A 26569-nucleotide genomic window follows, 5' to 3' on the forward strand; every position below is an offset into this window, starting at 1 on the left:
ATCACTTGTTGACCAAGCCAGCCCATGGAGTTGAACACAGAATAATGAGGAATTTCTACCTAAGTTGATCACTTGCGACACTTACGCATATGGAAAGCTCATTTGAACTAACCCTACAGATGGTTATCGCCATCTTCGCTGGGATCAGTGCCCAGGTAATGGGTGAGTATTTAAAAATTCCCAGCATTGTCTTTTTGCTGATGTTTGGCACTCTACTCGGACCAGATGGCTTCGGTCTTTTGCACCCACAGAAGCTAGGGGTTGGTCTAGAGGTAATTGTTGCCCTCTCAGTGGCAGTTATTCTGTTTGAAGGAGGGCTCAACCTAGATCTGCGGGATCTGGGCAAAGTTTCTGGTAGCCTGAGAAATCTAGTTACCATAGGAACACTGATTACCCTGTTAGGAGGTGGCATGGCGGCTCACTGGCTAGGGGAGTTTCCTTGGCCAATTGCTTTTCTCTATGCCTCTCTAGTGGTGGTCACCGGACCAACGGTGATTAGTCCTCTGCTAAAACAGGTGAAAGTGGATCGACGTGTAGAAACCCTTCTAGAAGGGGAAGGGGTTCTCATTGATCCAGTCGGGGCAATTCTGGCAGTGGTTGTCCTGGACACAATTTTAAATAGTGATGCTGGTGCAAATGCAGCATTTGTCGGTCTAGGTCTTCGTTTGAGCATCGGTGCTGTGATTGGGGGCTTAGGGGGCTGGTTAATGGGGTTTCTTCTCAAGCAAGCACGCTTCATCTCAGAAGAACTCAAAAACTTAGTCGTACTGGCTGGCATGTGGGGTTTGTTTGGCTTGGCTCAGATGGTTCGCTCTGAATCCGGTTTGATGGCAACTGTAGTCGCTGGAGTAGTTTTGGGAGCCTCTGACCTGCCTGAAGAGCGCTTGTTGCGACGCTTCAAGGGACAATTAACTGTCCTTGGGGTTTCCATGTTATTCGTACTGCTCTCCGCTGACCTCTCCATCGCCAGTGTGTTTGCCCTAGGCTGGGGCAGTATCTTTACCGTCTTGGTGTTGATGTTGGTGGTGCGCCCCATCAGTGTGGTGGTTTGTACTTGGAATAGTGATCTCAATTGGCGGCAAAAGTTATTTGTGTCCTGGATTGGTCCTAAGGGAATTGTCAGTGCTTCTGTGGCTTCCTTGTTTGCGATTCTCCTAACGGAACGGGGGGTTAATGGTGGTGACTCGATTAAAGCCTTGGTATTCCTGACAATTATGTTGACGGTAGTTTTACAGGGTTTGACCGCTCGCTGGGTCGCCAAATGGCTAAAACTTAACCCAGAGGAGGAGGCAACTGGTGCTGTAATCATCGGTTGTAATCCGATGAGCCGTCTGATTGCTCGTTTGTTTCAAGAGCGAGGAGAGTCTGTTGTCCTTATTGATACAGACCCAGAAGCGTGCCAAAAAGCAAGGGACGAAAATCTGCGGGTTTTCCAAAGCAGTGGTTTGGATGTGGATGTTCTAGAAGAAGCTGGCATCGAATCGGTGGGAACGTTCCTAGCAATGACCAAGAATGGTGAGATTAACTTGGTATTGGCTCAACGAGCAGTGGAGGAGTTTAATCCACCGCGAGTCTTAGCTGTGTTTCCTCGTGACCCCCAAGTCAATAGCAACAACAATAAAACTAAGGTTAATCAGGCGTTCATGCCACAACTACCTATCAAAACTTGGATCCAGTACATTAATGATGGGCAAATCAAGTTGGGCAAAACCACTCTCAAGGAAGCTGGATTTGGTTTTCAGCGAGCTCATCTACAAGCCTTAATTCGCTCTGGAGAACTGGTACCCTTGCTAGTGGAGAGGGAAAAGAGTTTTCAAGTGGCGAGTGGGAATGAAGATTTGCAAGCGGGAGATAATATTATTTACTTGCTCCATGACCCTAGACCAAAACTTCTGAAGCGTTTATCCGGTGGGACTTCTTCCTCTCGTCTGGCTCTGGAGAAGCTACCCAAAGTCGAGGAATTGCCAATTTCTACAGGGGCATCGAATTCAACAGTAGATGAAAGTGTGAATTAGCTGTATAGCAAAGGGAACAGGGAACAGCGGATCTGGGACTAAGCAATATGGCATAACAAATTATCACAATTCCTACACGGATACCTGTTGCACCTAGAAGCCAAATAATGGTATTAAAGGATAATGGTATTATTTGGTTGATAATCCAATAAAATTCCCAAAATATATCAGGTTAAGTCCGTTGCAAGTTAATTTCATAACTTGCTTTTTTTTTGCCATAAAAGAGATTGACTTTACTAGAAATGGAGACGGGTTTAGTCCTAAATCCCAAGACTTGAGGTTTTGGTGCTTTTTCTAAAAAGTTAACTCCAATTACCCTAGACCAATGATCACGTAAAACTTTAATCAATTTCTACCCTTTTGAAGAGTTTTTATCTAAGTTGCTAGTCTACCTTCTGGTAAGTTTTTAACGATTATAAATGCGATGCTCCTTTTGAGCCGCTACGCGATTGGCCGTAGGCCACGCTAAAAGCGATGCTCCTTTTGAGCCGCTACGCGATCGCAAAAAATCCCCACCAGATTCTGGTAATCTCAGAACCATGGATGAAAATTGCATCGCTACTATAGCACTAGTTATAGTAGCGATGCTGTCCCTAATGGGGAGGGGCTGTGTGCGGAACACCGCGACGCACCTCGTAAGCCCCGTGGAAACCACAACCGTTCTTCCCCACACTTCCCACACTTCCCACCCTCCCTGTTCCCAGAGCCCTGGGAATTTTGCAGAGGTACTAGAGGTTAGCCGTCGGCGACAAGTCCCGGTATCGGACTTGATTTTTTCGACCCATCTCTATTTGAGTTGCTCGGTGTTGATTTTCTGGATGTTGAATCTCGCCATCATTGCTGAGCAGAGCAATAACTATGAAAGCTATTGCTACGCAAACAAAGATTACTGATCCAGGACGACTTTCGTTGATATAGCGTTCACGATTGCACTTTAGGCAGACGTAATGATCTGCGTTTTGAGAATCCTGAATCCAGGCACAATAAATCTGATCGCATTTCATGATTATAACCCTGCACTCCAGACTAGAATAAAGAGAATATCTCGCAAAGTTAACCAAAGCTTGACAGTAACCTATCAGCTATCAGCCGTCAGCCGTGAGCTAAAGGCTCACGCTACTTGAGGTGCTTATTTTATTCAAAACCACCTCAAGTAGCACCTCAAGTAGCGCATAAACTGTTCGCGTAGAGTGGCCTACGGCCAATGGCTGATAGCTGATAGCTTACGTCACAATTGCCAGATTTTATGTCAGGTTATTGTTGACTTTGCGCTGCTGAATATGCACCCTTTAATAATGATAAAATCAGAACGTAAAATCAGTAGCAAATCGAAAAAAGTAAACTTAATGCACTTTTTTCGCTTCTAATAGTTAGATGCGTATATCTTGATTATGTGACAAAAAGTTTGGCTGTAAGCATTCAGCCGTCAGCGGTCAGCTGACGGCTGAATGCTTATTTTATTCAAAAGCACCTCAAGTAGGGTGGCAAAGACTTCGACGCTGGGACGTAAGGCATAAGCTGATAGCTGTTCGCGCAGCACCTCAAGTAGCGCATTAGCACCTCAAGTAGCACCTCAAGTAGCGCATTAGCTGTTCGCGAAGCGTGCGCGTAGCGCATTAGCTGATAGCTTAGCTGATGGCTGTTCGCGAAGCGTGCGCGTAGCGCATTAGCTGATGGCTGATAGCTGATGGCTGTTCGCGTAGCGTGCGCGTAGCGCTTAAGCTAATAGCTGAATGCTTACGTTTTGCTTCCAAAGATAAGTTTGACGTACTTATAGCAATTCTAAGACTCATGAGGTACACAGGATTTTTTCTCACTCCCCCCGTTACCCGCGCCCTGGTTAAGCACTCCCCACACTCTTAACCCTACTCCGATTAACCCAGGACGAAGTACCTCACCCAATTGATAACTTGATAACTGCTATATTTGCCTTTAATGTGCCCCCAAAAATAGCCTTATTTCGGGTCGCTACATCCAGAAAATTATAACGTCTCAAGGTTTCTAAAGAAAATTTTCCTCAGTTTTTTCAAAGCGCGACTTCCCCTCTGACGCACCCTGTTAATAGTTTTTCTGCTAATGGCAGTGTCTGGGTACAACTCTAACGATATCTGCTCCCAGCTCATATCACCAAAGAAGCGCATCACCACTAGTTGGTGAAAGTCCGGCTTGGTTTGCTTGAGTTCCTTGAGGGCTAAAGCTAGCATCTGTCCTAGTGTGCCATCACAGTCAAGGTCGTCCCTTGGGCTAGCAAAAATTTGGCTTTGCATCATGTACCTGAGATTCTGAATAAACTTTTTTTCCGATAGTTCCCTCCTTTTCTTTTGCAAAATAATGCGCTCCCCAACTTTCTTCGCCCACGCCTCGGGGTTTTCAATCCGGCGTTCTAAGCGCTCGACTTCCGCTGCCTTCTCCCATACCTGGCTGAGGATGTCGTCCGAGTCACACCGATGCTGCAATTTGCACCTGCACAAGAGGTTGTAATAGTAGCCTTTGAGATACTGGACTTGTTGAGGACCTAAGGGCGTTAATCCCCAGTTTTTTGGTGTTAGAGGACTCATGCATTTACCTCAGTATTACATAGTGTTGATTGGGTGCATCTTTTTGTTGTAAATTTATAACGAGGACGATGCAGCCCCTCCCCATGAGCGACTGCATCAAGACAGTGAGATGCACCCTGTTTATTTGGCTTGTCTAGACTCTAAGCAATCATTAAGCGACAGATCTCTTCCATGTGCGCGTTTGAATTGCTCCAAATAGCTGCTGGCTTGCACTCACTGATCTTGGTTACCCAATTAATATTGTCTGGTGGGGTACCAAATCTAAAGTGCAGGGTGACCAGATCTTTGGAGGAATTATTAGCCATTAGGTGACGTTGCTTGCGGTCAATGCAAACCAGTTGATTCTCCCCAAACAGCTCGCCAGGTCTGGAGGGCATTTTGTCAGGCTCTAGGCACTCGTCCTGGTTAGGGAAGCGATGGGTCATTTCTCCTTTGTAGACGAGGATGGCATCTAGGGACTGACCGTGGTGGTGGGCAATGGTACCTTGCCCCGGTCTCCAGCCAATCATATAAATGGTCAGGGCTGTGGTTTGAAAAATGGCTTTGCGCGAGAAGTGTTGTTCATCAAAGCTGATATATTGGTCGAGAAATCTGTGCTTCAGTTTGGTTTGGGTTACTAGTTCCTTAAAAGTTTCAAACGTCACTTGATGGGAGGGAACCCGCGTAAGATTATAAGCAAGATTCTTGATGGAAAGGGAACTCACCACCAAGTCGTAATCAGGTATTGCCCCGGTGCTGAGTTGGTAGTCAATTAACTGATCTGCTTGGCATAGCCAATAGTTTAGTTCTTGGTCGTACCTGCTATAGCTTAGGATCTCTGTGATGCTTTGAGCATCTTCTGATGACAACTCAGGTTGGGTCACTAGGCGACAGTACTCTTTGAGCAGCTTGGCTAGCTGTTGGTCGCAGCTGCCAAAAAGGTTTACGTGGTAGTTAGTTTCCATAAGTTTTCAATTTGTCATTTTCTTTCCCTCCATAAACTAAAGATGCACAAACAGGCAATGTGTGACACCAGCCTCTGAATGCAGATCGCCAGGGTGCATCTCATATTTGTAAAAAAGAAGGTAACTGTAGAGAGTGTGGGGCCCGGGCGCGGGGAGTGTGGGGAGCGTGGGGCCCGGGCGCGGGAAGTGTGGGGTGCATCTGACACTGATTACAAGCTGATTTTATCGGTCTAAATCACTGCCCACCCTACGATTAATTTTCTTAAAAATCTAGACAAATAAAAACTAGTTGATAGTAATTTGATGTCGGTGGGCAGGGGTGCATCTCATTAAAGCTTTTTGACCCAGTGGGTGCCATGGGCATCTTGGTGGAATGGGCATCTTGGTGGAACGGGCATCTTGGTGGAACGGGCATCTTGGTGGAACGGGCATCTTGCTGTGGAATGGGCATCTTGCTGTGGAATGGGCATCTTGGTGGAACGGGCATCTTGGTGGAACGGGCATCTTGCCCGTTTCATTCCCAGTCGGGCTGTCCTTACACTGCCAAAGAAGCGGAAAATGAGTGCGAGCCCTTGGGTGGTGCGTTACGGGGCGGGCTGTCCTAACACTGGCGCTCGGTGTTGAACATGAGGCCAATCCCGCCCCTAACCCACCCTACGCAACTCCCCCAAAACCCCTCATTTTGATAAAAACTAAACGAAATTAAATACAGAATCGTTCAAATCCAGACCCATGGGCGAGTTTTCTATCAAACCAATCAAATCATTTGAACCGGAACTTTCCTGGATAGCGTAAATTCCTAGTCCCTGAACCACATCCCCAGAATCAAGGGTGACAAGGGTTTCTTCCAACTCATAGCCAGCAGGATTTGCGTTGAGTTGAATACTATCCTGAAAGAGATTCAAATCTGTGATGATAGCAAAATCACTCTCGCCTAGATCGTCATAGTATGCTTGATTAGCATCACCAAGCACAAATAGATCTCCTCCAGAACCACCAGTTAACGAGTCAATTTCGTCCAAACCGGGTCTTATCGCAAGGGGATTAACACCAACGAGAATATCATTGCCATCACCCCCAAGGAGAGTATCATTACCTATGCCACCCTCAAGGGAGTCATCGTCATTGCCACCATCTAGTAAGTCATTACCAGCATCGCCAAACAGTTCGTCAGTGCCGCCACCCCCCCAAAGGGTGTCATTTCCGGGGATAATAATTATAGGCTGCTCTCCTGGAGCATTGCGATCGCCAAATAGCCGATCGTATCCACCTCCACCACGCAGTTGATCATCATCACCCAAACCAAAGATTCTGTCGCTGTTGTTTGTGCCAGGTAGCACATTAGGATTGCTATTACCAAAAATATCTGCCATTTTATTGTCCTCCAAATTTAATTTGATTGTTTAGTTCATCAAGGGTTTAGGGTCACATCAAGTAGATGACACCAAACTGGTTGTCAGTAACTTCTCCCTCTGCACCGACGGTAAAGTTAGAAGTAATAAAGCCCCTAGCGTTTTCAAACACACCAGTTCCCTTCATAAGACGCCAACTCACGACTCCATGACTCACCCCTTCCTCTGGGCTAGGGCCAATAGCTCCCTGACCCACTGTTCCAAATCTGAGGCTATTTCCCTGACCGAAGGTAATCGTTCCACTCTCGGTGAAAGTGTTGTCAGTGAGAAACTCCACTGTGGAAGAGAATTGTGCAACACCTCCTTCCACAGTCTGGATCTGTGCATCAACACCTTGCTTAACGACAGATGTGATCTTGGAACTGGGTGCGTGGGTTGTAGCTTTGAGAACTGTTCCTTGATCGTTCTGGGGGACAGCTTGCCCAGAGAACTGAAGTGCATAGATAATTTGTTGTGGCATTTTTGGTTACCTTGATAAGTGATTAATTGGTCGAAAAAGTTGAGTTACTACTTAGGAAATTCTGGGTTGCCTAAGTCATGTAGATCTTGGGAAATATTGAGCAATCAGTAATTGGTAAGATTTGGGAATTACAAACTACCAATCTGACCATCAGGCCTGTCACCTGGATTGCTAGGATTATTGCTCGGTAAATTGTTGTTACCACCACTAATATTTGCTAGTAATTTTTCAGGAATTTTCTGCAAAATTTGTTCAGTTTTTTGTGACTTTTGGCTAGATGGATTAGTATTTTTTGTGTTGCGTTTCATGATGGAAATACTCCTGTTTGCTTTCACTGCAATTACTTACTCATTCAGTATGGCGTTGCCCTCAAACTATTGACCATAGGAAAAAATCAGGTATTTCAACACCTGATAAAAATCTTGCGGATAATAATTTATAGTAAAAAGTCAGCTTAAATCAGGTCTCGGGACATCAATTTAGCTATCCCTATCTCCCTGCCTAGGATGGTTGCAAATCTCGCGTATTTCCTCTTGTTCGGGATGAATCGCCAGATAATCCCCCAGCCACTCACAACCTAGTTGCATCAAATCATCTAATTCTAAATCTAGGTTCCAAAGCTTGACTGTGCCATCCCTACTAGCAGAAGCCAGGAGTTTTCCATCTGCGCTAAAACTAACATCCTCTACCCGACCAAGATGACCTTCTAGAATTCTCAATAAAGAACCATCTTCCACACGCCAAAGTTTTACTGTGCGGTCAAAACTACCAGAAGCCAGCAATTTGCCATTGGGGCTGAAACGCAAACTTCTGATCCAAATGCCATGACCGGGAAGTTCCTTAACGATAGTACCATCTGAGTTATTCCACAGCTTAATTCCCCTATAGCCACCCCCAGAAGCTAACAATTTGCCATTGGGACTAATACTGATAGTGGCTAACCAACTGTCAATATTATCAAAAACTTTGACCATCCTACCATCTTCTACTTGCCAAAATAGGATGCGACCATCAAAACTAGCAGTGGCAATATTTTGACCATCGGGGGTGAAACTCAAATCCCGAATGGAATGAAGATGACCTTTAAACGTTCGCAATAATTCCCCATCTTGCACGCGCCAGAGTTTGATGGTTCTGTCGTCACTACCGGAAGCTAAAATCCTACCATCGGAGCGAAAGGTAATACTTCTGACATTACTAGTATGACCAGTCAACGTGTATATTTCTTTACCATTGTCAACATCCCAAAGCTTTACCGTATTGTCTAAACTGGCAGAAGCAAGAAGCTTACCATCGGCACTGAATTTAACTCGCCAGACATCGTCGGTATGACCTGTTAGGGTTTTGTTTAAACTGCCATCTGAGGTGTTCCACAGTTTTATCCTATGGTCATCGTGACCCGAAGCTAGTAATTGATTATCAGGACTAATAGTTACTCCCCATACTTTGGTGCTACCAAAACCAAAACGTTTGGGTTCAAGGCCATCTATATTCCAGAGAGTGATTGTACTAGGGTAGCTACCAGAAACAAGTATTTTTTGATTATTAGGGTGGAAACTTACGGTGGTAACACGACCTTGTGGACCAACAAACGTTTGGGGTTCTGCCTCCAAGTTTTCCAGATTCCAAAGTTTGATTGTACCATCATCAGCACAAGAGACTAGCAGCTTACCATCTCGACTGAAATTTACTCCCCAAGTTGTTCCTTTGTGTCCCTTAAGAGTAGTGATTTCTGTGCCATCTTCTAGATTCCAGAGTTTGATCGTAGTGTCCTCACTGCTAGAGGCAAGGGTTTTACCATCCGCATTAAAATCAACGTTTCTGACACCAGACTGATGACCTGTTAGGGTTCTAATTAAGCTACCATCTTCTACATTCCAAAGCTTAATGGTGTTATCTGAATTCGTGGAAGCTAGTATGGTTCCATCAGGACTAAATTTCACCGAGGTAACCCAGGAATTATGAGCCCGAATACTGGTTACTAGGGCTTTTGTTTCTACATCCCAAAACTTAACCCAACCCCTAGAATCAGAGGAAGCAAGCAGTTTACTATCGGGACTAAAACTAAGACCCCTAACCCAGGTGTTATTGTGGGCAAGGATGGTTTTAGCTAAGCTTCCCGTTGCTACGTTCCATAATTTGACCGTACCGTCTTTACTGCCAGAAGCAACTAATTTTCCATCGGGGCTAAACTGGACATTGACGATCTGTTCGCTATGACCCCTAAGAGTATGCATTAATTGACCTTGGGAATTCCAAAGTTTGACCAGTGTATCTCCCCCTCCAGAAACCAGTAGTTGACCATCGGGACTCCAACTGACCATGGAAATTGGACCATTATGGGCTTCCCAGCGATTATATGCTTTTACCTTTGTGATTGCTTGTCGCAAGGTATCTATAACCTGTGCTTGTGCTGGTTTAGTAACTGGAGCTAATTTATGGAATTGTTGTAACTCTTTTAATTGTTGTCCTGCTTTGATCGCTTCAATTAGCCCATCTAGAGGGCTTGATACTAGGGAAATTTGGGCTTTGGCACTGGTTAGTAACACTTGTGCTTCTAAGCGATCGCGTCTTGCTTTCCCCAATTGTAATCCGGCAATTCCTGCTGCTACTAAAGAAATTGCTAAAATTGCTCCCCCAATACCTATTGTTTTCTTGGCTTTCTTTTGGGCTAACGTTAAAGTATCATTGGCTTTAGCTAAGATGCGACTTTCTTCTGCTTTAACCGCTAAACTAGCTTCTACTTCTCGTTTCTCGAAATCCTGAGAAGCAGCGAGGAAACGATAATCAAGGGGACTCAAATTTTGGCGTTCTGCCCAGCCTAGGGCATCTTGCAGGGCTTGACCTTGCAGTAAGCGGGATTCATCCTGATAATCAGACTTCACCCAAGCCTTGAAGTCTTCAGAGTAGGGGCGCAGTTTCTCTAATTGTTTCTCAACCCACTCTCTATTAAAAATATGCTGATAAATACGGTTGTAACCTTTTAATTGTCCCTGCTGCTGAACCACTAACCCCGACAGTCGCAACTCGGTTTGCTCGGAACTGCCATCAGCAACAATTTCTCCTTGCTGTAAAATTTGCTGATATACTCCCAAAAGCTGACCAACACGCTGCTGGTTACGGAGAATGCGATCGCGTATAGTTCGCAAATGCTCTGGTTCGTCCTGGGCTTCCCAATTTTCAATGATGCGCCTTTGAACGATCTGCTCAATGGATTGGGAACTGAGAATACTCCTACTGTTGGTACTTTGAGCCACCAGCTGACATAACTTTTGGGTCAGAAATGGTTGCCCTCCTGTCCAGTTCAATAGTTCCTGAACCACTGCTTGGGGATTATCTACCTTACCCTCTAATCCTTGAGCTAATGGCTGTGTTTCGGGGAGTTCAAATCCACGCAGTTCAATCGCCTTACCAATATTAAAGGGGGTTTGAGTTTTATCAGTAATTAAATCACTAGGAGTTGCCACCCCTAACAGGGCAAATGTGAGCCGTTGGTAGGCGAGATTATCTACTCGTTGATTGTAGAAGAATCGAATCAGAGCAAAAAAATCATCTACGGAAAAATTCTGGCTCAGAACTCGGTCAATTTCATCGACGAAAATGACAATTTTGTGCTCAACCAGAACCAGCAGCACTTCCTCAATGAATAGATTCAACCGTTGCACAGGGGAAAGCAAATCCCGCTGCTCCCGCCACCAGCTGCGCCATTTAAATTGTTTGCTGAGCTGGCAACTACTCACGATAGAATTGACAATCCCAGCATACCACTTTTCTGGGGTTACATCCTCTTTGCCAATCCCGGTCAGGTCAATAAAACCACAGAGGATTCCTTCTGCTTGCAGCCTTTTCATTGTCCGCACCCGCAAGCTGGATTTACCCATCTGTCGCGAGTTGAGTACATAACAAAACTGACCCGCTTTCAAGCTTTGGTAAAAGTCTTCGTCGGCTTGTCGCGTTACGTAGCTGGTGGCATTAACTGGGAGACTGCCACCAACTTGATAGTTAGAGTTTGATTTTGCTTCTGTCATGTTTGCTGTTTCATTAGCTGATAGCTGACAGCTGTTCGCGCAGCGTGCGCGTAGCGCAGATGCTTACCTAAAAGCTAGAACTTGGTAGAAATATTCCCGGTACAAATTGCAGCGAGGCACAACATAGTTACCCTGTCGCTCTACCAAGCCCATACTGTGTAGTTTGTAAATCTCGATCGGATTGAGTTCCACTGGCTCAGATGAGGTGACAACTTTCTTGAGGGCCTGAAGCAACTCTGGTGATTGTTGCAGTGTTTCTAAATGTCGCCGCAAATGGTTGCTATAAATACCTGCTTCTGTGGGTGCATCTTGCCACAACTGCTGGAATGTTACCTTGCCAGAGCCAATTTCATACATCGCCAACCGTACCAGATAGGGATGACCAGATCCCATTGTCATTAATTTTTCTATCTGGGTATCATTCCAATTTAGTCCATGGAGCTGAGCCAAATTTTTTACCTGCTGTTGGTCAAACTCTCGCAACTCCACTGGAATTCCGGCGTTAAAGGGAGATTGATTTAAGTCTAAGGGAATATAAACTTCTGTAGAATGTGCTATCACTAGCCGCAGTTGCTTCCAGATATCTGAAATCTTGGCTTTTTCATGCCAGCTGCGCAGCATCCCTAAAAAGTCTTCTATCACTTCGGGGTAGGGAAAAACTCGATCGACTTCATCCAATGCTAAGACTAGGGGACAATCTATTTCTGCCAGTAAATACTCCTCAAAATAGACTGTGCAGTTATCATTACTACCCAAAATTTCTGTATCCCAATAATCATTTAATTGATTTTCTAACTTTAACTGCCGACCAACTTTCAAACAGAGCCAGCGGAGGAATTTATCTAAATCGGTTAAAATTGCTCGGTCTACACTGCTCAAATCTAAATACACCGTTTGACAATCCTGGGATTGAGCATGAGCTAGAATCCTCATCATTAAGGAGGTTTTTCCCATTAGCTTTGGTGCTTTAATCCGAATCAGGGAACCAGGCATAATCACCGTATCGTAACCGAGAGATTCGATGCTGTCTCGCTCCACATAAAGAGGTGAATCCAGCGCCACCCAACCCGACGGAAATGGTAGCTTTGTTAGGGGCTCAGATGCTTGCTGCTCTCCATTGGTGCTAAGTGATCTACCTTGACACTTTTTCCATGCTCTTTTCAGTGCTTGTTTGAAACTCTTTTTGGTAACCCTTTCTCCTAATGCTTCTGAGAGCTTATTCCATAATTTGTTGCCGATATCTTTGTTAAGATACTCAGCACTGTAGCCATACATATTGGCGATCTGATCATAGGTTTTCCCTTCCCAGGAACCCTGAAGTACTGTGGTTTCAATGTCACTGAGATGTTTGCCTGTATTTTTGAAGACAACTTGATCAGCAGACTCTTTTGCTTGTATCCAAGCTAACTCTGATTCTGAGTCTACTCCAGAGACTACACTCATAACTGGATGGGAGGGGTAAAACTCATCAAATGCTTGAGCAATCATGTAACTAACAATTTTGTAGATGTATACTTAGCTACCAACTACAGCCCCAGCATTCCAGATTTTTGGAGAAACTGATATAGCGCTACGGGCAAGGCAAGAAGCAAAAGTTGAGGTAGGGTGGGCAGTGCTTAGCAAAACGATTGTCAGCTTTTCAATTGGTCTGATCCACTGCCCACCCTACGGCTCACTACGGCTCACTGATAGAGGTAGGGTGGGCAGTGGCTAGCAAAACGATTGTCAGCTTTTCAATTGGTCTGATCCACTGCCCACCCTACGGCTCACTACGGCTCACTGATAGAGGTAGGGTGGGCAGTGGCTAGCAAAACGATTGTCAGCTTTTCAATTGGTCTGATCCACTGCCCACCCTACGGCTGATAGCTGATGGCTGAATGCTTACGTTTTTGCGATGTAGTTATAGTACTTATCACCCTGTTGTTGGCTATTTATGCAAGACGTCGAGATTTTAAGTTAGTTTAAATTAATTTAATTTTTTTTAACTCAACAACTATCAAAAGGTATCAAAAAGTCAGAAGCGTTGAACGTTTTAAACATTCAACGCTTCTATGCTATATAGCAAAGGGAACAGCGGATCTGGGAGGCTTATTAAAAATCTAGAAGTAGATGTAGGGTGGGCAGTGCGTACCAAAAGGATTGTCAGCTTTTAAATTGGTATTAGGCACTGCCCACCCTACGGCTCTTAAATAAAACTTATATATCAGCTGACAAATCAAAATTAGCTTTTCCCTGACTTGGTGCATAATTTTGATAGTTATTCACCATGGTACGAGACAACCGCAGTGCTTCTAAACGAGTCAATTCTAGGTTTTGGGGTGGAATCTGCTGCCAGATATCCAAGGTTTGTAACCGCTTTCTGGTTTTGCCTGTTGCCCCTACAATAAATACTTCACGACCTTTATCTAAGGCTTCTTGAATGGCATTTTCCAAAGCTAGGGAAGCGGTAACACCTAAAATAGGTACATCACTGAAATCCAGAATCAGCACATCAAAACCTTCAATGGCATTGTGTTGACGGGAAATTGCTTTTGCAACCCCAAAAATCATCGGTCCACTGAGATGAAAGAGTACAATACGACCGTCACCTTGATCCAATAGTACTTTTTCCTCCTGGGAAAGCTGAATTTCCTCATCGTCATAGGTAATCGCCTTAACACTGTCTGCTCTATGAGCACTAAGACGCTCAATGGTGAGGATATTGGCAATAAATACTCCTACTCCCACCGCCACAATCAAGTCAACAAAAACAGTCAGTAAAATCACCCCGTACATAATCAGGGATGCTTTCCAAGAAATTTTATGGGCACGCTTGAGGAAACCCCAGTCAATAATATCAATACCTACCTTGAGGGCGATACCAGCCAAAACAGCAAGGGGAATCGTTTTGGTGAGGGGGGCGGCCCAAAGCACAACTACTAGTAATGCTAAAGCACGGGCGATTCCAGAAAGGGCACTCCTACCCCCGGATTGGATATTAACCACAGTTCCCATGGTTGCGCCAGCTCCAGGAATACCGCCAAATAAACCGGATACTAAATTACCTAAACCCTGGCCCATTAACTCTTTGTTAGAATCATGTTCGGTACGGGTTAAACTATCAGCAACCAGGGAGGTTAGTAATGCATCAATGCAGCCCAATGTAGCTAGCACCAAAGCATCAACCACCATTAACTGTAACTGTTCAGTGCTAAACACCGGTAGACGCAAACTAGGCAAACCAACAGCAATTTCCCCAATACGGCGAATATCTACCCCAGAGAAAAATACCAAAGACAAAACTGTTCCCAGAATTAATGCTAGCAACTGGGGTGGTAAGATGCGTTTCCATTTGCGGGGCATTAAAACAATAATTGCTACGGTCAAAACAGCTAAAACAGTTTCAACCGGGTTGATGTTTGCTATCAGTGTGGGCAAACTAGTAACTGTGCCAATGACGCCACCCTTAGGGCTACCTTGACCCAAAAAAGGAGCCGTTTGCAAAATAATTAGTATGATTCCAATACCCGACATAAAACCGGAAATGACGGTGTAGGGCATCAAAGTAATGTATTTGCCTAGGCGCAGAAAACCAAACAGAATTTGAAAAATTCCGGCTAACATGACCACGGTAAAAGCCATAGCCATGCCGTTTTCTGGATTAGCAGCCGTAAGGTTAGCAATTACCGCTGTCATCACCACTGTCATGGGGCCAGTGGGTTCAGAAATTAGGGTGGGAGTACCTCCAAATACCGCAGCAAAAAAGCCAATTAATACAGCACCCCACAAACCAGCTTCTGCTCCAGCACCGGAGGCGACACCGAAGGTAAGAGCCATGGGGAGGGCGATAACGGCGGCGGTTAGTCCACCAAAAATATCCCCCCTAATGTTACGAAAGTGAATTTGGTTAGTTAGTTGCACAGTTAAATTAGATGTAGGTAATTGTTACATTACATGTAGGTAATTACTTTTTACTGTACTGCAAATACATCCATTATATTTATTGAAGTATTTTACTAAAATCATTTACTTTACTCTATGGTAAAGGCACAAGCCCCAGAAACATAAGCCGTTAACTTAATATTAATAATTTATTAATAAGTACCTTAACTTAAGAAAAACTCATGGCAATTATCGATTTGCTTTATGGCCAGGGGAGATAGGGAGATGGGGAGATAGGGAGATGGGGAGATAGGGAGATGGGGAGATGGGGGAGATGGGGAGATGGGGAGAGATGTAGGGTGGGCAGTGCTTACCAAAAGCATTGTCAGGTTTTGCATTGGTCTGAAGCACTGCCCACCAGATCAGTATATGTAGATGTAGGGTGGGCAGTGCTTACCAACAGGATTGTGAGGTTTTGAATTGGTATTAGGCACTGCCCACCAGATCAGTATATGTAGATGTAGGGTGGGCAGTGGATACCAACAGGATTGTGAGGTTTTGAATTGGTATTAGGCACTGCCCACCAGACCAGTAATTTTATTAAAAATCTAGACAAATAAATTCTATTTTATAGTTGATTTGATGTCGGTGGGCAGTGTTGAAAACCGATTAAAAACTGATTTATCCGTCTAAACCACTGCCCACCCTACGATTAATATAGGTGGGCAGTGTTGAAAACCGATTAAAAACTGATTTATCCGTCTAAACCACTGCCCACCCTACGAGTAATATAGTTGATTTGATGTCGGTGGGCAGTGCTTAAAATACCGATTATAAGCTAATATTATCGCTCTGAAACACTGCCCACCCTACGAGTAATTTTATTACTATTCCCGATTCCCGATTCCCGATTCCCGATTCCCGATTTCCTAATAAAAAAAAATTTCTAAAATCCCTTGACAATATATTGATTTATTGATAAATTAATAGTGTCAACAAACTCAAGAGATAATTTCAGATGAGTAACAATTTTCCTCCTTCCGACAACCAAGGTGCCTTACCCAAGAAAGCCAAGCTCTTTTTGATCGGTTCTCCTGAAAAGGTTCGGAATACAATTAATGCCATTTATTCCCTTAAGTATGCGGAGCCGGACGAGTGGAGCACTCCGGAGCCTACGGGAAATCCTGGTGAGGTTATGACCTTTTTGATTCGATACTTTTACGTAGATTAAGATAGGAGTTTGCCAGGGTTGCCCCCTGGCAAATCAGGAATTGTGAAGGATGTTTGGTGAAGGAGGATGAAGCAACATGAAGCAAAATGAGTTGGAATGTTATTGCTTTTCAGCAGTTGCTGACTAACTCGGGAATCATGCCATAATTGAGATCTGAAATTATCCATTTTGAGCTGTACTTGTGGAACCTTCAAGTACAGATTCGGTCAAGGATTGGGGTTAACCCAAACTTGACCGATTTTTTTTTAGGGAGTCGGGAGTCGGGAGTCGGGAGCGGTGCGACCCGTGGCGAATTTAATTCTTAATGGGTCAAGGGCACCGAGGGAGTCGGGAGTGTGGGGAGGGTGGGAAGTGTAACGTCTATGTTAACGGTTGTTATTACTTAGCCTGCGCCCTACAATAAAAAGCGGGAACAAAAAAATGTGAGCCAGCTGCAATTACCCCTAGATCAGGTAATCAGCTATCAGCTATCAGCGTGTCGCGTATCAGCTGATGCCCTTGGCTGACGGCTGACGGCTGACTGCTGAATGCTTACAGTCAAGCTTTTCGAGCTTAGTAGTACAAATCTATAAAATCAACTATATAACTATATAAGCTGCAATAACAATTAAGTTTAATTTTTGCTTCTTTGACCCACAAAGTAAATGACTAATCCTCCCTTAGATGAGGCTCTCAAGACTTACGAAATAGCCCTTGAACACCTTGAAGATTCAGCATCACCGATGTCTGAAAAGCAAATTATCGTGGTTTTAAATGCTAGGGATTTTGTTCAGGCTGTTGGTCAGGCACAAGTTTACCCTTCTTATCACCAACAAAAAAAGCTTGTTGCCTTGGATGTGCGCCTCAAACAAAATGCTTGGCAGATCAGCAAAGTTATTGATTTTGCCAGCTGGCGAACTAGTTTGGAACCCCCAGACACAGCTTGGTGGTGGCATTTAGAAACAGAAGCGGAGCTTGCCCGCTGGCAATGGTGGGATTGGTTATGGCGAGGATTGAGCATTGCTGGCTGGACGGCGAATCTTGGCTTGTTAATCGACCTTCTGCCTCGTTTTTTGATAGCAGGCACTGGATTTGCGGGAGCAGTAGCAATTGCTTTTCCCAGTCTTTTGACCGTATTACAAGGGATCAGCGAACTAACGGAAACCGGACAAGAAGGATTTGATAAATTATTAATCCGACTGGGTATTCCCAAGCATTTTCATGCGGAAGCCCAGCTCGGGGCGACGGAGTTATTACTGGTAATCTTACTAGGTTTTCACTTTTATCTGCCCAATTTTTCTAATTTCTCCAATAAAAGAGGTTTTGAAAAGTATAACCAAGGTCAACTAGCCAGTGCTGAAGCCCACTATCAGCAAGCGTTAGCCCTTAATCCTGATAATGTCAAAGCTCACTACAACTTAGCTTTTGTTTACGAAGATTTACAACAGTTTGATAAAGCCAGAACTCAATACCAATTCGCCGTAAAAGGCGGTTTTGTCAAAGCCTATAACAACTTAGGTCGCTTGCATATTCTGAACAACAAACCATCTTTAGCTATACCCCTACTCTTAAAAGGTTTAGCCAAGGCTGAGCAAGCCAGTATCAAAGTTAAATACGACCTGATGAAAAACTTGGGTTGGGCAAGGCTTAAGCAACAGCGCTGGTATGAAGCGGAGAAATTTATCCTGGGTGCTGTTTCTCTAGGAAGTAGTCAAGAAGGTAGTAAACGAATCTCTAATCGCGGTTCAGCCCACTGCTTATTAGCTCAGGTTTATCAAGGACAAAACCAGAAAACCAAAGCCCTGAACCAGTGGCAAAAATGTTGTCAATTCGGCTCAAGTGCTAATCCTGATGAGGATCTGTGGCTGGGCTTAGCTCATAAAAAATTAAAGGAGGACAATCAATCATGTGGTCAAAACAATCGAAAACCTTAATTGCCTTTGCACTGGGGCTAGGTGTGGCAGTTACTTTCATCAAACCTGCCCTGCCTCAAATACCAAGGTTTAACCTAATTATCGCCTTGGGTCCTCCAGGTGAAGTCAAATTCCAGAAGCCCAATTGGTCAAATTTTCAACCAGCTTCTATTGGTTCTGTACTCAGGGGGGATTATCAGCTGTTGGTAGGCTCAAATGCTACGGTTGAAGTGCTGTGTTCCAACTGGACAACCTGGAAACCTGAACCGGGAAGAACTTCCACCGTTAATGAAGGCTGTCCTGCCACCAGAGATAATAGAATAATTCACTCAGAGGATGATACCCCTCCTACTAGGGCAGCAAATAATCAAAACATTCCTTATCTATTAAGTCCGAGGAACACATCCTTACTCGACAACCGACCCACCCTACGCTGGCATCAGGTTGAAGGTGCAGAAAGTTACTCTGTTAGGATTCGTGGACAAGGATTAGATCTAGACTGGAAAACCCACAGTAGGGAGACAGAAATTCTTTATTCAGGGGAACAACCTCTACCACCTGGTTATTATTGGTTAATTGTTGAGACTGACAACGGTCAACGTTCTATAGACGAAGGGGTATTTGGTTTTCGGGTACTTGATAAAAAGAAAGCTACCACCCTATTAAAAGAAGTAGAGGAACTCCAGCAAAAACAGTTAAGTGAAGAAGCAAAAACCTTAGCCATAGCCCATTTTTACCTCAGCGAAGATTTGAAATATGATGCGATTGATATCCTCGAACAAAGCATCAAAGATGGGAATACTTTGGTAGCAACCTATCAACTGCTAGGGAATACCTACACACAAGTGGGGTTAAATCGACTGGCAAAGGAGCGTTACCTCAAAGGTTTAGAACTGGCTAAAGCAGCATCAGATTTAAACAGTCAAGCGGAAATACAAAAGAGTTTAGTAACTATCAGCTTAATTATTGACAGTAAAGAAGAAGCGTTACAATGGTTGGAAAAAGCCCAAGTTAGTTATCGGGCTTTAGGGGATGAATCAGAGGTGCGTCAACTAGAAGCGAAGAAAAGTAAAATTTGACAGGCGGTTCTGGATTTAAGGTATGGGGTATCGGTATGGTTTCAACTAAATCAAAAAGGCCAACAATTTGGGCAACAGCTCTAGTTAGTTTGATCTCAGTAGGGGTAATTACGCCCCTGACCACGGTGGGACAAACTACCATTGCCCAACAACAGGAGTCAGGACAAGAACAACTAGCGAAAGCTAAGCAACTGAATCAACAAGTCATTGAGCTTTATAAGCAAGGGAAATACTCCGAAGCGATTCCCCTCGCCCAGGACGCTTTGAGAATTCGAAAGCAACTGCTGGGGGAGGAACACCCAGATATAGCTACCAGCCTGAATGATCTGGGGTTACTCTACGATGCAATGGGAAGGTACGAACAGGCGGAACCCTTGTTAAATCAAGCTTTGGAGATGAGGAGACGGTTGCTGGGAAAAGAACACCCATCTGTAGCATTAAGCCTCAATAATCTGGCGGGACTCTACTATTCAATGGCAAGGTACTCAGAAGCAGAACCGTTGTATACCCAAGCCTTAGAGATGAGGAGACGGTTGCTAGGGGACGAACACCCTGATGTGGCGATCAGCCTCAATAATCTGGCGGGACTCTACTATTCAATGGGAAGGTACGAACAGGCGGAACCCTTGTATACCCAAGCCTTGAAGATGTATAGACAGTTGCTGAGGGACGAACACCCATTGGTGGCTACCAGCCTCAGTAATCTGGCTTTACTCTACAAATCCATGGGAAGGTACGAACAGGCGGAACCCTTGTATACCCAAGCTCTAGAGATGAGCAAACGCTTGCTGGGAGACGAACACCCTGATGTAGCAACTAGACTGAATAATCTGGCGGGACTCTATCGTGCCATGGGAAGGTACCAACAGGCGGAACCCTTGTATACCAAAGCTTTGGAGATGAGGAAACGGTTGCTGGGGGATGACCACCCATTGGTGGCTACCAGCCTCAATAATCTGGCTTTATTCTACGATTCAATGGGAAGGTACTCAGAAGCGGAACCATATTATAACCAAGCTCTAGAGATGAGCAAACGCTTGCTGGGAGACGAACACCCTGATGTAGCAACTAGCCGGAATAATTTGGCAGCACTCTATTATTCAATGGGAAGGTATGAAAAGGCGGAACCCTTGTTAAAGGAAGCCTTGGAGATGGACAGAAAGTTGCTGGGGGACGAACACCCATATGTGGCAACCAGTCTGAATAATCTGGCGGGACTCTACAAATCCATGGGAAGGTACGAACAGGCGGAACCTAAATATACCCAAGCTTTGGAGATGAGGAGACGGTTGCTGGGTAACGAACACCCATATGTGGCTACCAGTCTGGATAATCTGGCTGTTTTACATCACAGTCAAGGAAACATTGACCAAGCCCTAGAGTTTCTGGAAGCAGGATTAGACATCCAAGAAGTTAATCTAGAACGTAATCTCGTTTCTGGTGCTGAAAAGCAAAAACGAGACTACATGAAAACTATCTCTGGCACAAGAAATAGAGCTATTTCTCTACACCTAAACTCAGCTCCCGATAATGAAAGAGCAGCTCGTCTGGCTTTAACAACCATCCTGCATCGCAAAGGTCGTTTACTTGATTTCTTGACCCATAGTCAGCAACTGTTGCGTCAACGCTTAGATTTCCAAAGCCAAAAATTACTAGACCAACTAAACAATACTCGCACCCAACTCGCTAACCTCACCTACAACCGATCCGATAAGCTTTCCCTTGAAGAATATCGTGCTCAAGTCAAGAAACTAACTAATAAAGAACAGGAACTAGTCGTAAAAATTAGTCGGCGCAGTCGTGAATTTGCCCAAATCAATCAACCAGTCACCATCGAAACTATTCAACAACTGATTCCTGAGGATACGGCACTGGTAGAATTTGTAGAGTACAAACCCTACAATCCCGAAGAGGATAGTTTTGGTAATCCCCGTTATGGGGTCTATGTACTCCGTTCTCAAGGCGCACCCCAAGGCATTGATTTAGGGGAGGTAGATGCTTTGAAATCTCTATGGGAGATACTTGAATTATCCCTTAAAACCGAGGCTCTTACCATCCCTGAGGTAAAACAAGCAGCCCGCAAGGTGGATGAGAAGCTGATGGCGAAAGTCCGTCCTTTGTTGGGAGATAGCCGCAGGATTTTACTGTCTCCAGACAGCGACCTCAACCTCATCCCTTTTGAAGCTTTAGTGGATGAAGACAACCGTTATTTAGTAGAAAGCTATGGTTTTACCTACCTCACCTCCGGTAGGGATTTACTGAGATTATCGAATCCTGATTCCAAGCTCACCCAACCAGTACTTTTGGGAGCACCAGATTTTGAGAATTCGGCTCAAATTAGTGCCCTTGGGGAGGAAAACCAGATAGTAGCAACCCGCAGCTTACGTTACTCGCATCCTTCTGAGTTGGGCTTACCGCCTTTACCAGGTACTGCTGATGAAGTAAACGCGATCGCCCAGATGCTTGGTGTGGAGCCGTTGTTGGGTGCTCAAGCTAATGAAGCAGTATTAAAACAGGTTACTCGTCCGAGAATACTACATATTGCTACCCATGGTTTTTTCCAACAGAAACCGAATTCCGAAGATGAGGTAATTTTAGGGGATAATTTCCTACTTTGGTCAGGGTTAGCATTAGCAGGAATTAAGACTGATAAGCCAGAAAATGATCTAGAAGATGGCATCTTTACAGCTTTAGAAGCAACTGGATTAAATTTATCAGGTACAAAACTGGTGGTATTATCAGCCTGTGATACAGGCTTAGGCAATATCAGTGCTGGGGAGGGAATCTATGGGTTGCGTCGAGCGTTGGTGATTGCCGGGTCAGAAAGCCAGGTGATTAGTTTGTGGAAAGTAAATGATGAGGCTACCAAGGATTTAATGGTTTCTTATTATCAAGGATTGCAGGATAACCAAGGGCGTTCTGAGGCTTTGCGAAGGATTCAGTTGCAAATGTTAGGGGGTGGAGATTATCACCATCCCTATTATTGGGCGAGTTTTATTCCTTCTGGGAATTGGGGTTCTATGGGTGGGGAGTAGGGAGTAGGGAGTAGGGAACAGGGGTAAGTATTCAGCCGTCAGCTGTCAGCCGTCAGCTTTATGAATGGCGTTGCTGAAGAATGGAATGATTTTAAGAGTGTTGTGGAACGGGCATCTTGCTGTGGAATGGGCATCTTGCCCGTTATCAATATTTTCGGGCGGGCAGGATGCCCATCCCACTCATATTCATCCGAAGATTCAGCAATACCAAAAACCCTGTCTACCTGATTACTAGGATAATGGCTAGAGATTATAGGTTAAAATCATCGGGATTTATCCCTTTCGCTCTTAATTGCTCTAGCAATGCCTTCATGCGAATTCGTTCAAGCTCTAAAGCTTGCTGTGCTTGCTCTGCTCGTTTTGATGCCTGTTGTTTTTCGAGCCTTTCAAGCTCTAAAGCTTCCTGTGTTTGTTCTAAAGCTTCTTCGGCTTGCTCTGCCCGTTGACGTTGTTGTTCTCTCTGCTCACTAATTTCCAAATAGCTAGCAAAAGGCTCACCATTGGGATAATAGAGCACCAATTGAGATGCTACTAACTCAAAGGTAATTCCTAAACGGGGACTAACCCAACCAAGCATCTGAGGGATTGGTTCTAGTTTTTCGGCTGAACGCAACCAGCCTTTTAGTTTGGCTCTATTTGGATCATAGAGATAGTACTCTTCTACTCCATGGGTCCGGTAAAACTTGAGTTTATCGTCTTCTAATTCTTTGATGGTGTTGGTTAATGATGCAATTTCAAAGGTGACTTGGGGATTAAGGTTATCTTCAACCCAGGTTTTATAAGAACGCCGATGCCCTTTGGGTCTACCGATAACTACCATCACATCCGGGGCTTGATTGATTTTGGGTTGTCCTTGTATTGGATACCACAACAAATCCCCAGCAACGAATACATTGGGGTCATCTTTGAAGTGGACTTCCAGGCCATACTTAATGGTGGTAATTAGTTCAAATTGAAGGGTATTGTCGGCCATTGGTTTGCCGTCACTTTCGGGATAGAAGATGTCATCGGTTGTGGGAGTAATTTGCTGAACCATAGGAAAAATTGTTTGGGTTGTAGGGAGTAGGGAGGATCCCCCCTAGCCCCCCTTAATAAGGGGGGAACCTTAATAAGGGGGGAATGGAGTAGGGAAGAGGGAAAAAATTATTTGTATCTCACTCGTGATCAGAATTGCTAGAGATTATAGGTTAAAATCCTCGGGATTTATCCCTTTGGCTTTTAATTGTTCCAGTAATGCTTTCATACGAGTTCGTTCAAGCTCTAAAGCTTGCTGTGCTTGCTCTGCTCGTTGTGATGCCTGTTGTTTTTCCAGCCTTTCAAGCTCTAAAGCTTGCTCCGTTTGCTCTAAAGCTTCCTGCGCTTGCTCTGCCCGTTGGCGTTCTTGTTCTTTTGCCAGCCTTTCGAGCTCTGCCTGTTGTTGAGCCATATCTCTTTGCTCACTAATTTCCAAATAGCTAGCAAAAGGCTCACCATTGGGATAATAGAGCACCAATTGAGATGCTACTAACTCAAAGGTAATTCCTAAAAGGGGACTAACCCAACCTCGCATCTGAGGGATGGGTTCTAGTTTTTTTCCTGAACGCAACCAGCCTTTCAGTTTTGTCCGATCTGGGTCATAGAGATAGTACTCTTCTACCCCATGGGTCTGATAAAACTTGAGTTTCTTTTCTTCTAATTCTTTGATGGTATTGGTTTCGGAGGCAATCTCAAAGGTGACTTGGGGATTAAGGTTATCTTCAACCCAAGTTTTATAAGAACGCCGATGCCCTTTCGGTCTACCGATAACTACCATTACATCGGGGGCTTGGTTGATTTTGGGTTGTCCTTGTATTGGATACCACAACAAATCCCCAGCAACGAATACATTGGGTTCATCTTTGAAGTGGACTTCCAGGCCATACTTAATGGTGGTAATTAGTTCAAATTGAAGGGTATTGTCGGCCATGGGTTTCCCGTCACTTTCGGGATAGAAGATATCATCGGTGGTGGGAGTAATTTGCTGAATCATAGGAAAAATTTTCACCAAATACTGGAAGCCTATTCTATCTTATCACACCCTATAAAAAACTACCATTTTAACAGATTTTTTGTAAAGCAAACGTGTTATTATTTAATTGGTGCTTGATCTTAGATTCAACAACTAAGGGATGTGTGATGTTTAATTATAGCAATCTCCCCAAGATTTTCTCTTCAATCTCTTGGAAACTATCTTTGGTACCGGTCTCTTCTGTTCTCTTGCTCCTTGGTGCTTGTCAGAATAGTCAAACGATCAACCAAACAGTCAACCGAGGTTTAGAAATTCGCTTTCTGGCAGGGAGTGACTTAAAAGATTTTTGCGATCGCGCTGCGACCAAACTCAATAACTCCCAGCCTAAACTAGAGGATGGTACTCCCTTTTATCTAACCTGCGATACTAAAGGAAGTGGGGATGTGGTCGATGAAGTTCTTAATCTTACGCAACAATTGCAATCCGGTGCGATCGCTCCTGAAGATTCCCAATTTCCTACTTTAATTTCTGTGGATGGGGAAATTTACCAGAGTCAGCTGATCTTCCAGATTAATAAAATTTTTCCAGGACAGAACTATATCCCAGATTTAACTGAATCACCTCTGCTTGCTTACAGTCCGATGGTTTTTATGACCCAAGCTGATTTAGCCGGAGGTTTAGCAGCAGTGGACGATCTCTATGTTTCCTTGGTAGAGGCGAAAAATCACCAGGATCTAGACTCCAAAGCGGCTCCTTTACCAATAACTTACGTTCACACTGCTCCAACCCGTTCCAATTCTGGCTTGCAAACCCTAGTGGCTCAATTTGCTTCGGTTTCCGGTAAGCGTCCTCAAGAACTCACCATAGCCGATGTTAAAAAATACCAAGATCGGGTTCAGAAAATCCAAAACAAAATCACCCGTTACGGCAAATCCACCGGATCTTTAGCGAAATCGATGGTAAAAAACGGTCCGTTTTGGGCTTCTGTGGGCTCTGTCTATGAATCTTTAGTGATTTCTGCCAACAGCCAAGGTAATAATACGGTTAACTATCAAGCGGTTTATCCTTCCGCTACCTTCAGTTCCAACATCCGCGCCATCCTCCCCAATGCCCCATGGGTGAGTGAAAAAGAGAAAGCAGCAGGGGAAAAAGTTATTGAATTCCTACGGCAACCAGAAACCCAAAAAATTGCGGTAGACTTGGGCTTACGTCCGGGGATTCCAGGGGTGCCCCTTGGCAGTAAGTTTTCCCCTCAATTTGGGGTACAAGCTAATCCTCAATACGATTCCTACCGTCCTCCTAAACCGGAAGTGGTAGAAGCGATGTTGCAAAGTTGGCAAAGCTACGCCAAAAAACCTTCCCAAGTTGCTTTAGTCGTAGATGTTTCCGGTTCTATGAGAGGTGAGAAACTCTCGGGTGTGCAGAATACGTTACTGAACTACGTGCAGAATCTCGGTTCAAGGGAAAAGATAGCAATTATTCCTTTCAGTAATGAGATTAAGCAGCCATTTATGGTGGAAGGAACACCCCAAGGAAAAGCTGAGGGGATAAAATTTATCGGTAGTCTGAAAGCTGGGGGAGGAACTCGATTATATGATAGTGCTATTTTTGCTCGGAACTGGTTAAAACAAAATTTTAAAACAGACGCGATTAATGCGGTGTTGATTTTGACCGATGGTCAGGATTCTGGCTCAGAAATCACTCTCGATAACCTCTCAAAACAATTACAAAGCAGTAACTTTGAAGCGGAGGAAAGTATTGCTTTTTTCACCGTCGGTTACGGCAAACAAGGAGAATTTAGTCCTAAAGTCCTGCAAACAATTGCTGAACTAAATGGGGGCTATTATCGTCAGGGCAATCCCGAAACAATTTCTAATTTAATCGCAGATTTACAAGTTGAGTTTTAAGTACAGCAGTTTTCAATTGGGTGAGGTACAGATTCTTGGGTTTTAGGGAACAGGGAACAGGGAACAGGGAACAGGGAAAAAAATTTAGATGTACCTCATTAAAATAGTTAACCATATATAGTTAAAGTAAATTATCAGTCGCTGATTACCGATTACTAAA

General features: G+C 44.3%; 23 protein-coding genes. 10 read left to right on the forward strand and 13 right to left on the reverse strand.

The features are described from left to right. The first annotated feature begins 89 nt into the window (after nt 1-89). Nucleotides 90-2015: a cation:proton antiporter gene (locus F6K64_RS18785; RefSeq protein WP_008184392.1), complete on the forward strand. Its 1926-nt coding sequence runs from the start codon at nt 90-92 to the stop codon at nt 2013-2015. A 406-nt stretch (nt 2016-2421) separates the two neighbouring features. Here the strand turns inward: F6K64_RS18785 and F6K64_RS18790 are convergent, their stop codons facing one another. The 5 genes from F6K64_RS18790 to F6K64_RS18810 form a co-directional block, all read right to left on the reverse strand. Next, a complete protein-coding gene (locus tag F6K64_RS18790; protein WP_154659791.1) occupies nt 2422-2571 on the reverse strand; it encodes a hypothetical protein in 150 nt (49 codons plus the stop codon). Between the two features lie 172 nt (nt 2572-2743). Further along, nucleotides 2744-3019: a hypothetical protein gene (locus F6K64_RS18795; RefSeq protein ID WP_008184390.1), complete on the reverse strand. Its 276-nt coding sequence runs from the start codon at nt 3017-3019 to the stop codon at nt 2744-2746. A gap of 624 nt (nt 3020-3643) precedes the next feature. Continuing rightward, on the reverse strand, nt 3644-3808 hold the full coding sequence (locus F6K64_RS18800) for a hypothetical protein (protein ID WP_287251188.1): 165 nt from the start codon (nt 3806-3808) through the stop codon (nt 3644-3646). A 189-nt stretch (nt 3809-3997) separates the two neighbouring features. Further along, nucleotides 3998-4573: an RNA polymerase sigma factor gene (locus F6K64_RS18805; RefSeq protein ID WP_287263184.1), complete on the reverse strand. Its 576-nt coding sequence runs from the start codon at nt 4571-4573 to the stop codon at nt 3998-4000. Nucleotides 4574-4713: 140 nt separating this feature from the next. Next, a complete protein-coding gene (locus tag F6K64_RS18810) occupies nt 4714-5517 on the reverse strand; it encodes a cupin domain-containing protein (protein ID WP_287251190.1) in 804 nt (267 codons plus the stop codon). 356 nt (nt 5518-5873) lie between these two features. On the opposite strand from F6K64_RS18810, the gene F6K64_RS18815 reads away from it, so the two are divergent. Continuing rightward, nucleotides 5874-6122: a hypothetical protein gene (locus tag F6K64_RS18815; RefSeq protein ID WP_287263183.1), complete on the forward strand. Its 249-nt coding sequence runs from the start codon at nt 5874-5876 to the stop codon at nt 6120-6122. Nucleotides 6123-6209: 87 nt separating this feature from the next. Here the strand turns inward: F6K64_RS18815 and F6K64_RS18820 are convergent, their stop codons facing one another. The 6 genes from F6K64_RS18820 to bicA form a co-directional block, all read right to left on the reverse strand. After that, complete coding sequence (locus F6K64_RS18820) at nt 6210-6890, reverse strand: calcium-binding protein (RefSeq protein ID WP_287263182.1); 681 nt, start codon at nt 6888-6890, stop codon at nt 6210-6212. Between the two features lie 52 nt (nt 6891-6942). After that, on the reverse strand, nt 6943-7389 hold the full coding sequence (locus tag F6K64_RS18825) for a hypothetical protein (protein ID WP_008182654.1): 447 nt from the start codon (nt 7387-7389) through the stop codon (nt 6943-6945). A 128-nt stretch (nt 7390-7517) separates the two neighbouring features. Next, nucleotides 7518-7697 (reverse strand): hypothetical protein, encoded by a 180-nt coding sequence (locus tag F6K64_RS18830; RefSeq protein ID WP_008182657.1) that lies wholly within the window; start codon nt 7695-7697, stop codon nt 7518-7520. 171 nt (nt 7698-7868) lie between these two features. Next, nucleotides 7869-11417: a WD40 domain-containing protein gene (locus F6K64_RS18835; RefSeq protein WP_008182660.1), complete on the reverse strand. Its 3549-nt coding sequence runs from the start codon at nt 11415-11417 to the stop codon at nt 7869-7871. Between the two features lie 63 nt (nt 11418-11480). Next, nucleotides 11481-12860, reverse strand: a complete 1380-nt coding sequence (locus F6K64_RS18840; RefSeq protein WP_044492734.1) for an AAA-like domain-containing protein — start codon at nt 12858-12860, stop codon at nt 11481-11483. Nucleotides 12861-13613: 753 nt separating this feature from the next. Next, on the reverse strand, nt 13614-15317 hold the full coding sequence (bicA, locus tag F6K64_RS18845; RefSeq protein WP_008182665.1) for a bicarbonate transporter BicA: 1704 nt from the start codon (nt 15315-15317) through the stop codon (nt 13614-13616). 278 nt (nt 15318-15595) lie between these two features. On the opposite strand from bicA, the gene F6K64_RS18850 reads away from it, so the two are divergent. The 7 genes from F6K64_RS18850 to F6K64_RS18880 all read left to right on the forward strand — a co-directional run bounded on the left by F6K64_RS18850 (nt 15596) and on the right by F6K64_RS18880 (nt 22750). Then, nucleotides 15596-15757, forward strand: coding sequence for a hypothetical protein (locus F6K64_RS18850; protein WP_287265974.1), 162 nt, complete (start codon nt 15596-15598; stop codon nt 15755-15757). A gap of 539 nt (nt 15758-16296) precedes the next feature. Continuing rightward, nucleotides 16297-16509, forward strand: coding sequence for a hypothetical protein (locus F6K64_RS18855; protein ID WP_287252323.1), 213 nt, complete (start codon nt 16297-16299; stop codon nt 16507-16509). Between the two features lie 146 nt (nt 16510-16655). Beyond that, the gene (locus F6K64_RS18860; RefSeq protein ID WP_154659947.1) at nt 16656-16814 is read left to right on the forward strand and encodes a hypothetical protein; all 159 of its coding nucleotides are present in this window, start codon (nt 16656-16658) and stop codon (nt 16812-16814) included. Between the two features lie 339 nt (nt 16815-17153). After that, nucleotides 17154-18422 (forward strand): tetratricopeptide repeat protein, encoded by a 1269-nt coding sequence (locus F6K64_RS18865; RefSeq protein ID WP_008189714.1) that lies wholly within the window; start codon nt 17154-17156, stop codon nt 18420-18422. Continuing rightward, entirely contained in the window at nt 18395-19480 is a 1086-nt protein-coding gene (locus F6K64_RS18870) for a hypothetical protein (RefSeq protein ID WP_287265975.1), read from the forward strand. The genes F6K64_RS18865 and F6K64_RS18870 overlap by 28 nt, the downstream gene beginning before the upstream one ends. A gap of 35 nt (nt 19481-19515) precedes the next feature. Continuing rightward, nucleotides 19516-22515 carry a CHAT domain-containing tetratricopeptide repeat protein gene (locus F6K64_RS18875; RefSeq protein ID WP_287265977.1) on the forward strand — a complete coding sequence of 1000 codons (3000 nt, stop codon included), beginning with the start codon at nt 19516-19518 and terminating at the stop codon, nt 22513-22515. An 85-nt stretch (nt 22516-22600) separates the two neighbouring features. Continuing rightward, nucleotides 22601-22750, forward strand: a complete 150-nt coding sequence (locus F6K64_RS18880) for a hypothetical protein (RefSeq protein WP_287265978.1) — start codon at nt 22601-22603, stop codon at nt 22748-22750. Between the two features lie 15 nt (nt 22751-22765). On the opposite strand, the gene F6K64_RS18885 is transcribed toward F6K64_RS18880, so the two are convergent. Continuing rightward, entirely contained in the window at nt 22766-23551 is a 786-nt protein-coding gene (locus F6K64_RS18885; RefSeq protein WP_287265980.1) for a Uma2 family endonuclease, read from the reverse strand. A gap of 144 nt (nt 23552-23695) precedes the next feature. Further along, the gene (locus F6K64_RS18890; protein ID WP_287265982.1) at nt 23696-24523 is read right to left on the reverse strand and encodes a Uma2 family endonuclease; all 828 of its coding nucleotides are present in this window, start codon (nt 24521-24523) and stop codon (nt 23696-23698) included. Between the two features lie 146 nt (nt 24524-24669). Between F6K64_RS18890 and F6K64_RS18895 the strand changes: the two genes are divergently transcribed. After that, the gene (locus F6K64_RS18895) at nt 24670-26409 is read left to right on the forward strand and encodes a VWA domain-containing protein (RefSeq protein WP_008189721.1); all 1740 of its coding nucleotides are present in this window, start codon (nt 24670-24672) and stop codon (nt 26407-26409) included. Nucleotides 26410-26569: the final 160 nt, after the last annotated feature.

The sequence above is a fragment of the Moorena sp. SIO3A2 genome (assembly GCF_010672265.1).
Lineage (GTDB): Bacteria > Cyanobacteriota > Cyanobacteriia > Cyanobacteriales > Coleofasciculaceae > Moorena > Moorena producens.

Excerpts from the sequence above, each read along its gene's own strand:
- F6K64_RS18785 (WP_008184392.1), top strand. The coding sequence starts at position 90 with ATGGAAAGCTCATTTGAACTAACCCTACAGATGGTTATCGCCATCTTC.
- F6K64_RS18790 (WP_154659791.1), bottom strand. The coding sequence starts at position 2,571 with ATGCAATTTTCATCCATGGTTCTGAGATTACCAGAATCTGGTGGGGAT.
- F6K64_RS18795 (WP_008184390.1), bottom strand. The coding sequence starts at position 3,019 with ATGAAATGCGATCAGATTTATTGTGCCTGGATTCAGGATTCTCAAAAC.
- F6K64_RS18800 (WP_287251188.1), bottom strand. The coding sequence starts at position 3,808 with ATGAGTCTTAGAATTGCTATAAGTACGTCAAACTTATCTTTGGAAGCA.
- F6K64_RS18805 (WP_287263184.1), bottom strand. The coding sequence starts at position 4,573 with ATGAGTCCTCTAACACCAAAAAACTGGGGATTAACGCCCTTAGGTCCT.
- F6K64_RS18810 (WP_287251190.1), bottom strand. The coding sequence starts at position 5,517 with ATGGAAACTAACTACCACGTAAACCTTTTTGGCAGCTGCGACCAACAG.
- F6K64_RS18815 (WP_287263183.1), top strand. The coding sequence starts at position 5,874 with ATGGGCATCTTGGTGGAATGGGCATCTTGGTGGAACGGGCATCTTGGT.
- F6K64_RS18820 (WP_287263182.1), bottom strand. The coding sequence starts at position 6,890 with ATGGCAGATATTTTTGGTAATAGCAATCCTAATGTGCTACCTGGCACA.
- F6K64_RS18825 (WP_008182654.1), bottom strand. The coding sequence starts at position 7,389 with ATGCCACAACAAATTATCTATGCACTTCAGTTCTCTGGGCAAGCTGTC.
- F6K64_RS18830 (WP_008182657.1), bottom strand. The coding sequence starts at position 7,697 with ATGAAACGCAACACAAAAAATACTAATCCATCTAGCCAAAAGTCACAA.
- F6K64_RS18835 (WP_008182660.1), bottom strand. The coding sequence starts at position 11,417 with ATGACAGAAGCAAAATCAAACTCTAACTATCAAGTTGGTGGCAGTCTC.
- F6K64_RS18840 (WP_044492734.1), bottom strand. The coding sequence starts at position 12,860 with ATGAGTGTAGTCTCTGGAGTAGACTCAGAATCAGAGTTAGCTTGGATA.
- F6K64_RS18850 (WP_287265974.1), top strand. The coding sequence starts at position 15,596 with ATGGGGAGATGGGGGAGATGGGGAGATGGGGAGAGATGTAGGGTGGGC.
- F6K64_RS18855 (WP_287252323.1), top strand. The coding sequence starts at position 16,297 with ATGAGTAACAATTTTCCTCCTTCCGACAACCAAGGTGCCTTACCCAAG.
- F6K64_RS18865 (WP_008189714.1), top strand. The coding sequence starts at position 17,154 with ATGACTAATCCTCCCTTAGATGAGGCTCTCAAGACTTACGAAATAGCC.
- F6K64_RS18870 (WP_287265975.1), top strand. The coding sequence starts at position 18,395 with ATGTGGTCAAAACAATCGAAAACCTTAATTGCCTTTGCACTGGGGCTA.
- F6K64_RS18875 (WP_287265977.1), top strand. The coding sequence starts at position 19,516 with ATGGTTTCAACTAAATCAAAAAGGCCAACAATTTGGGCAACAGCTCTA.
- F6K64_RS18880 (WP_287265978.1), top strand. The coding sequence starts at position 22,601 with ATGATTTTAAGAGTGTTGTGGAACGGGCATCTTGCTGTGGAATGGGCA.
- F6K64_RS18885 (WP_287265980.1), bottom strand. The coding sequence starts at position 23,551 with ATGGTTCAGCAAATTACTCCCACAACCGATGACATCTTCTATCCCGAA.
- F6K64_RS18890 (WP_287265982.1), bottom strand. The coding sequence starts at position 24,523 with ATGATTCAGCAAATTACTCCCACCACCGATGATATCTTCTATCCCGAA.
- F6K64_RS18895 (WP_008189721.1), top strand. The coding sequence starts at position 24,670 with ATGTTTAATTATAGCAATCTCCCCAAGATTTTCTCTTCAATCTCTTGG.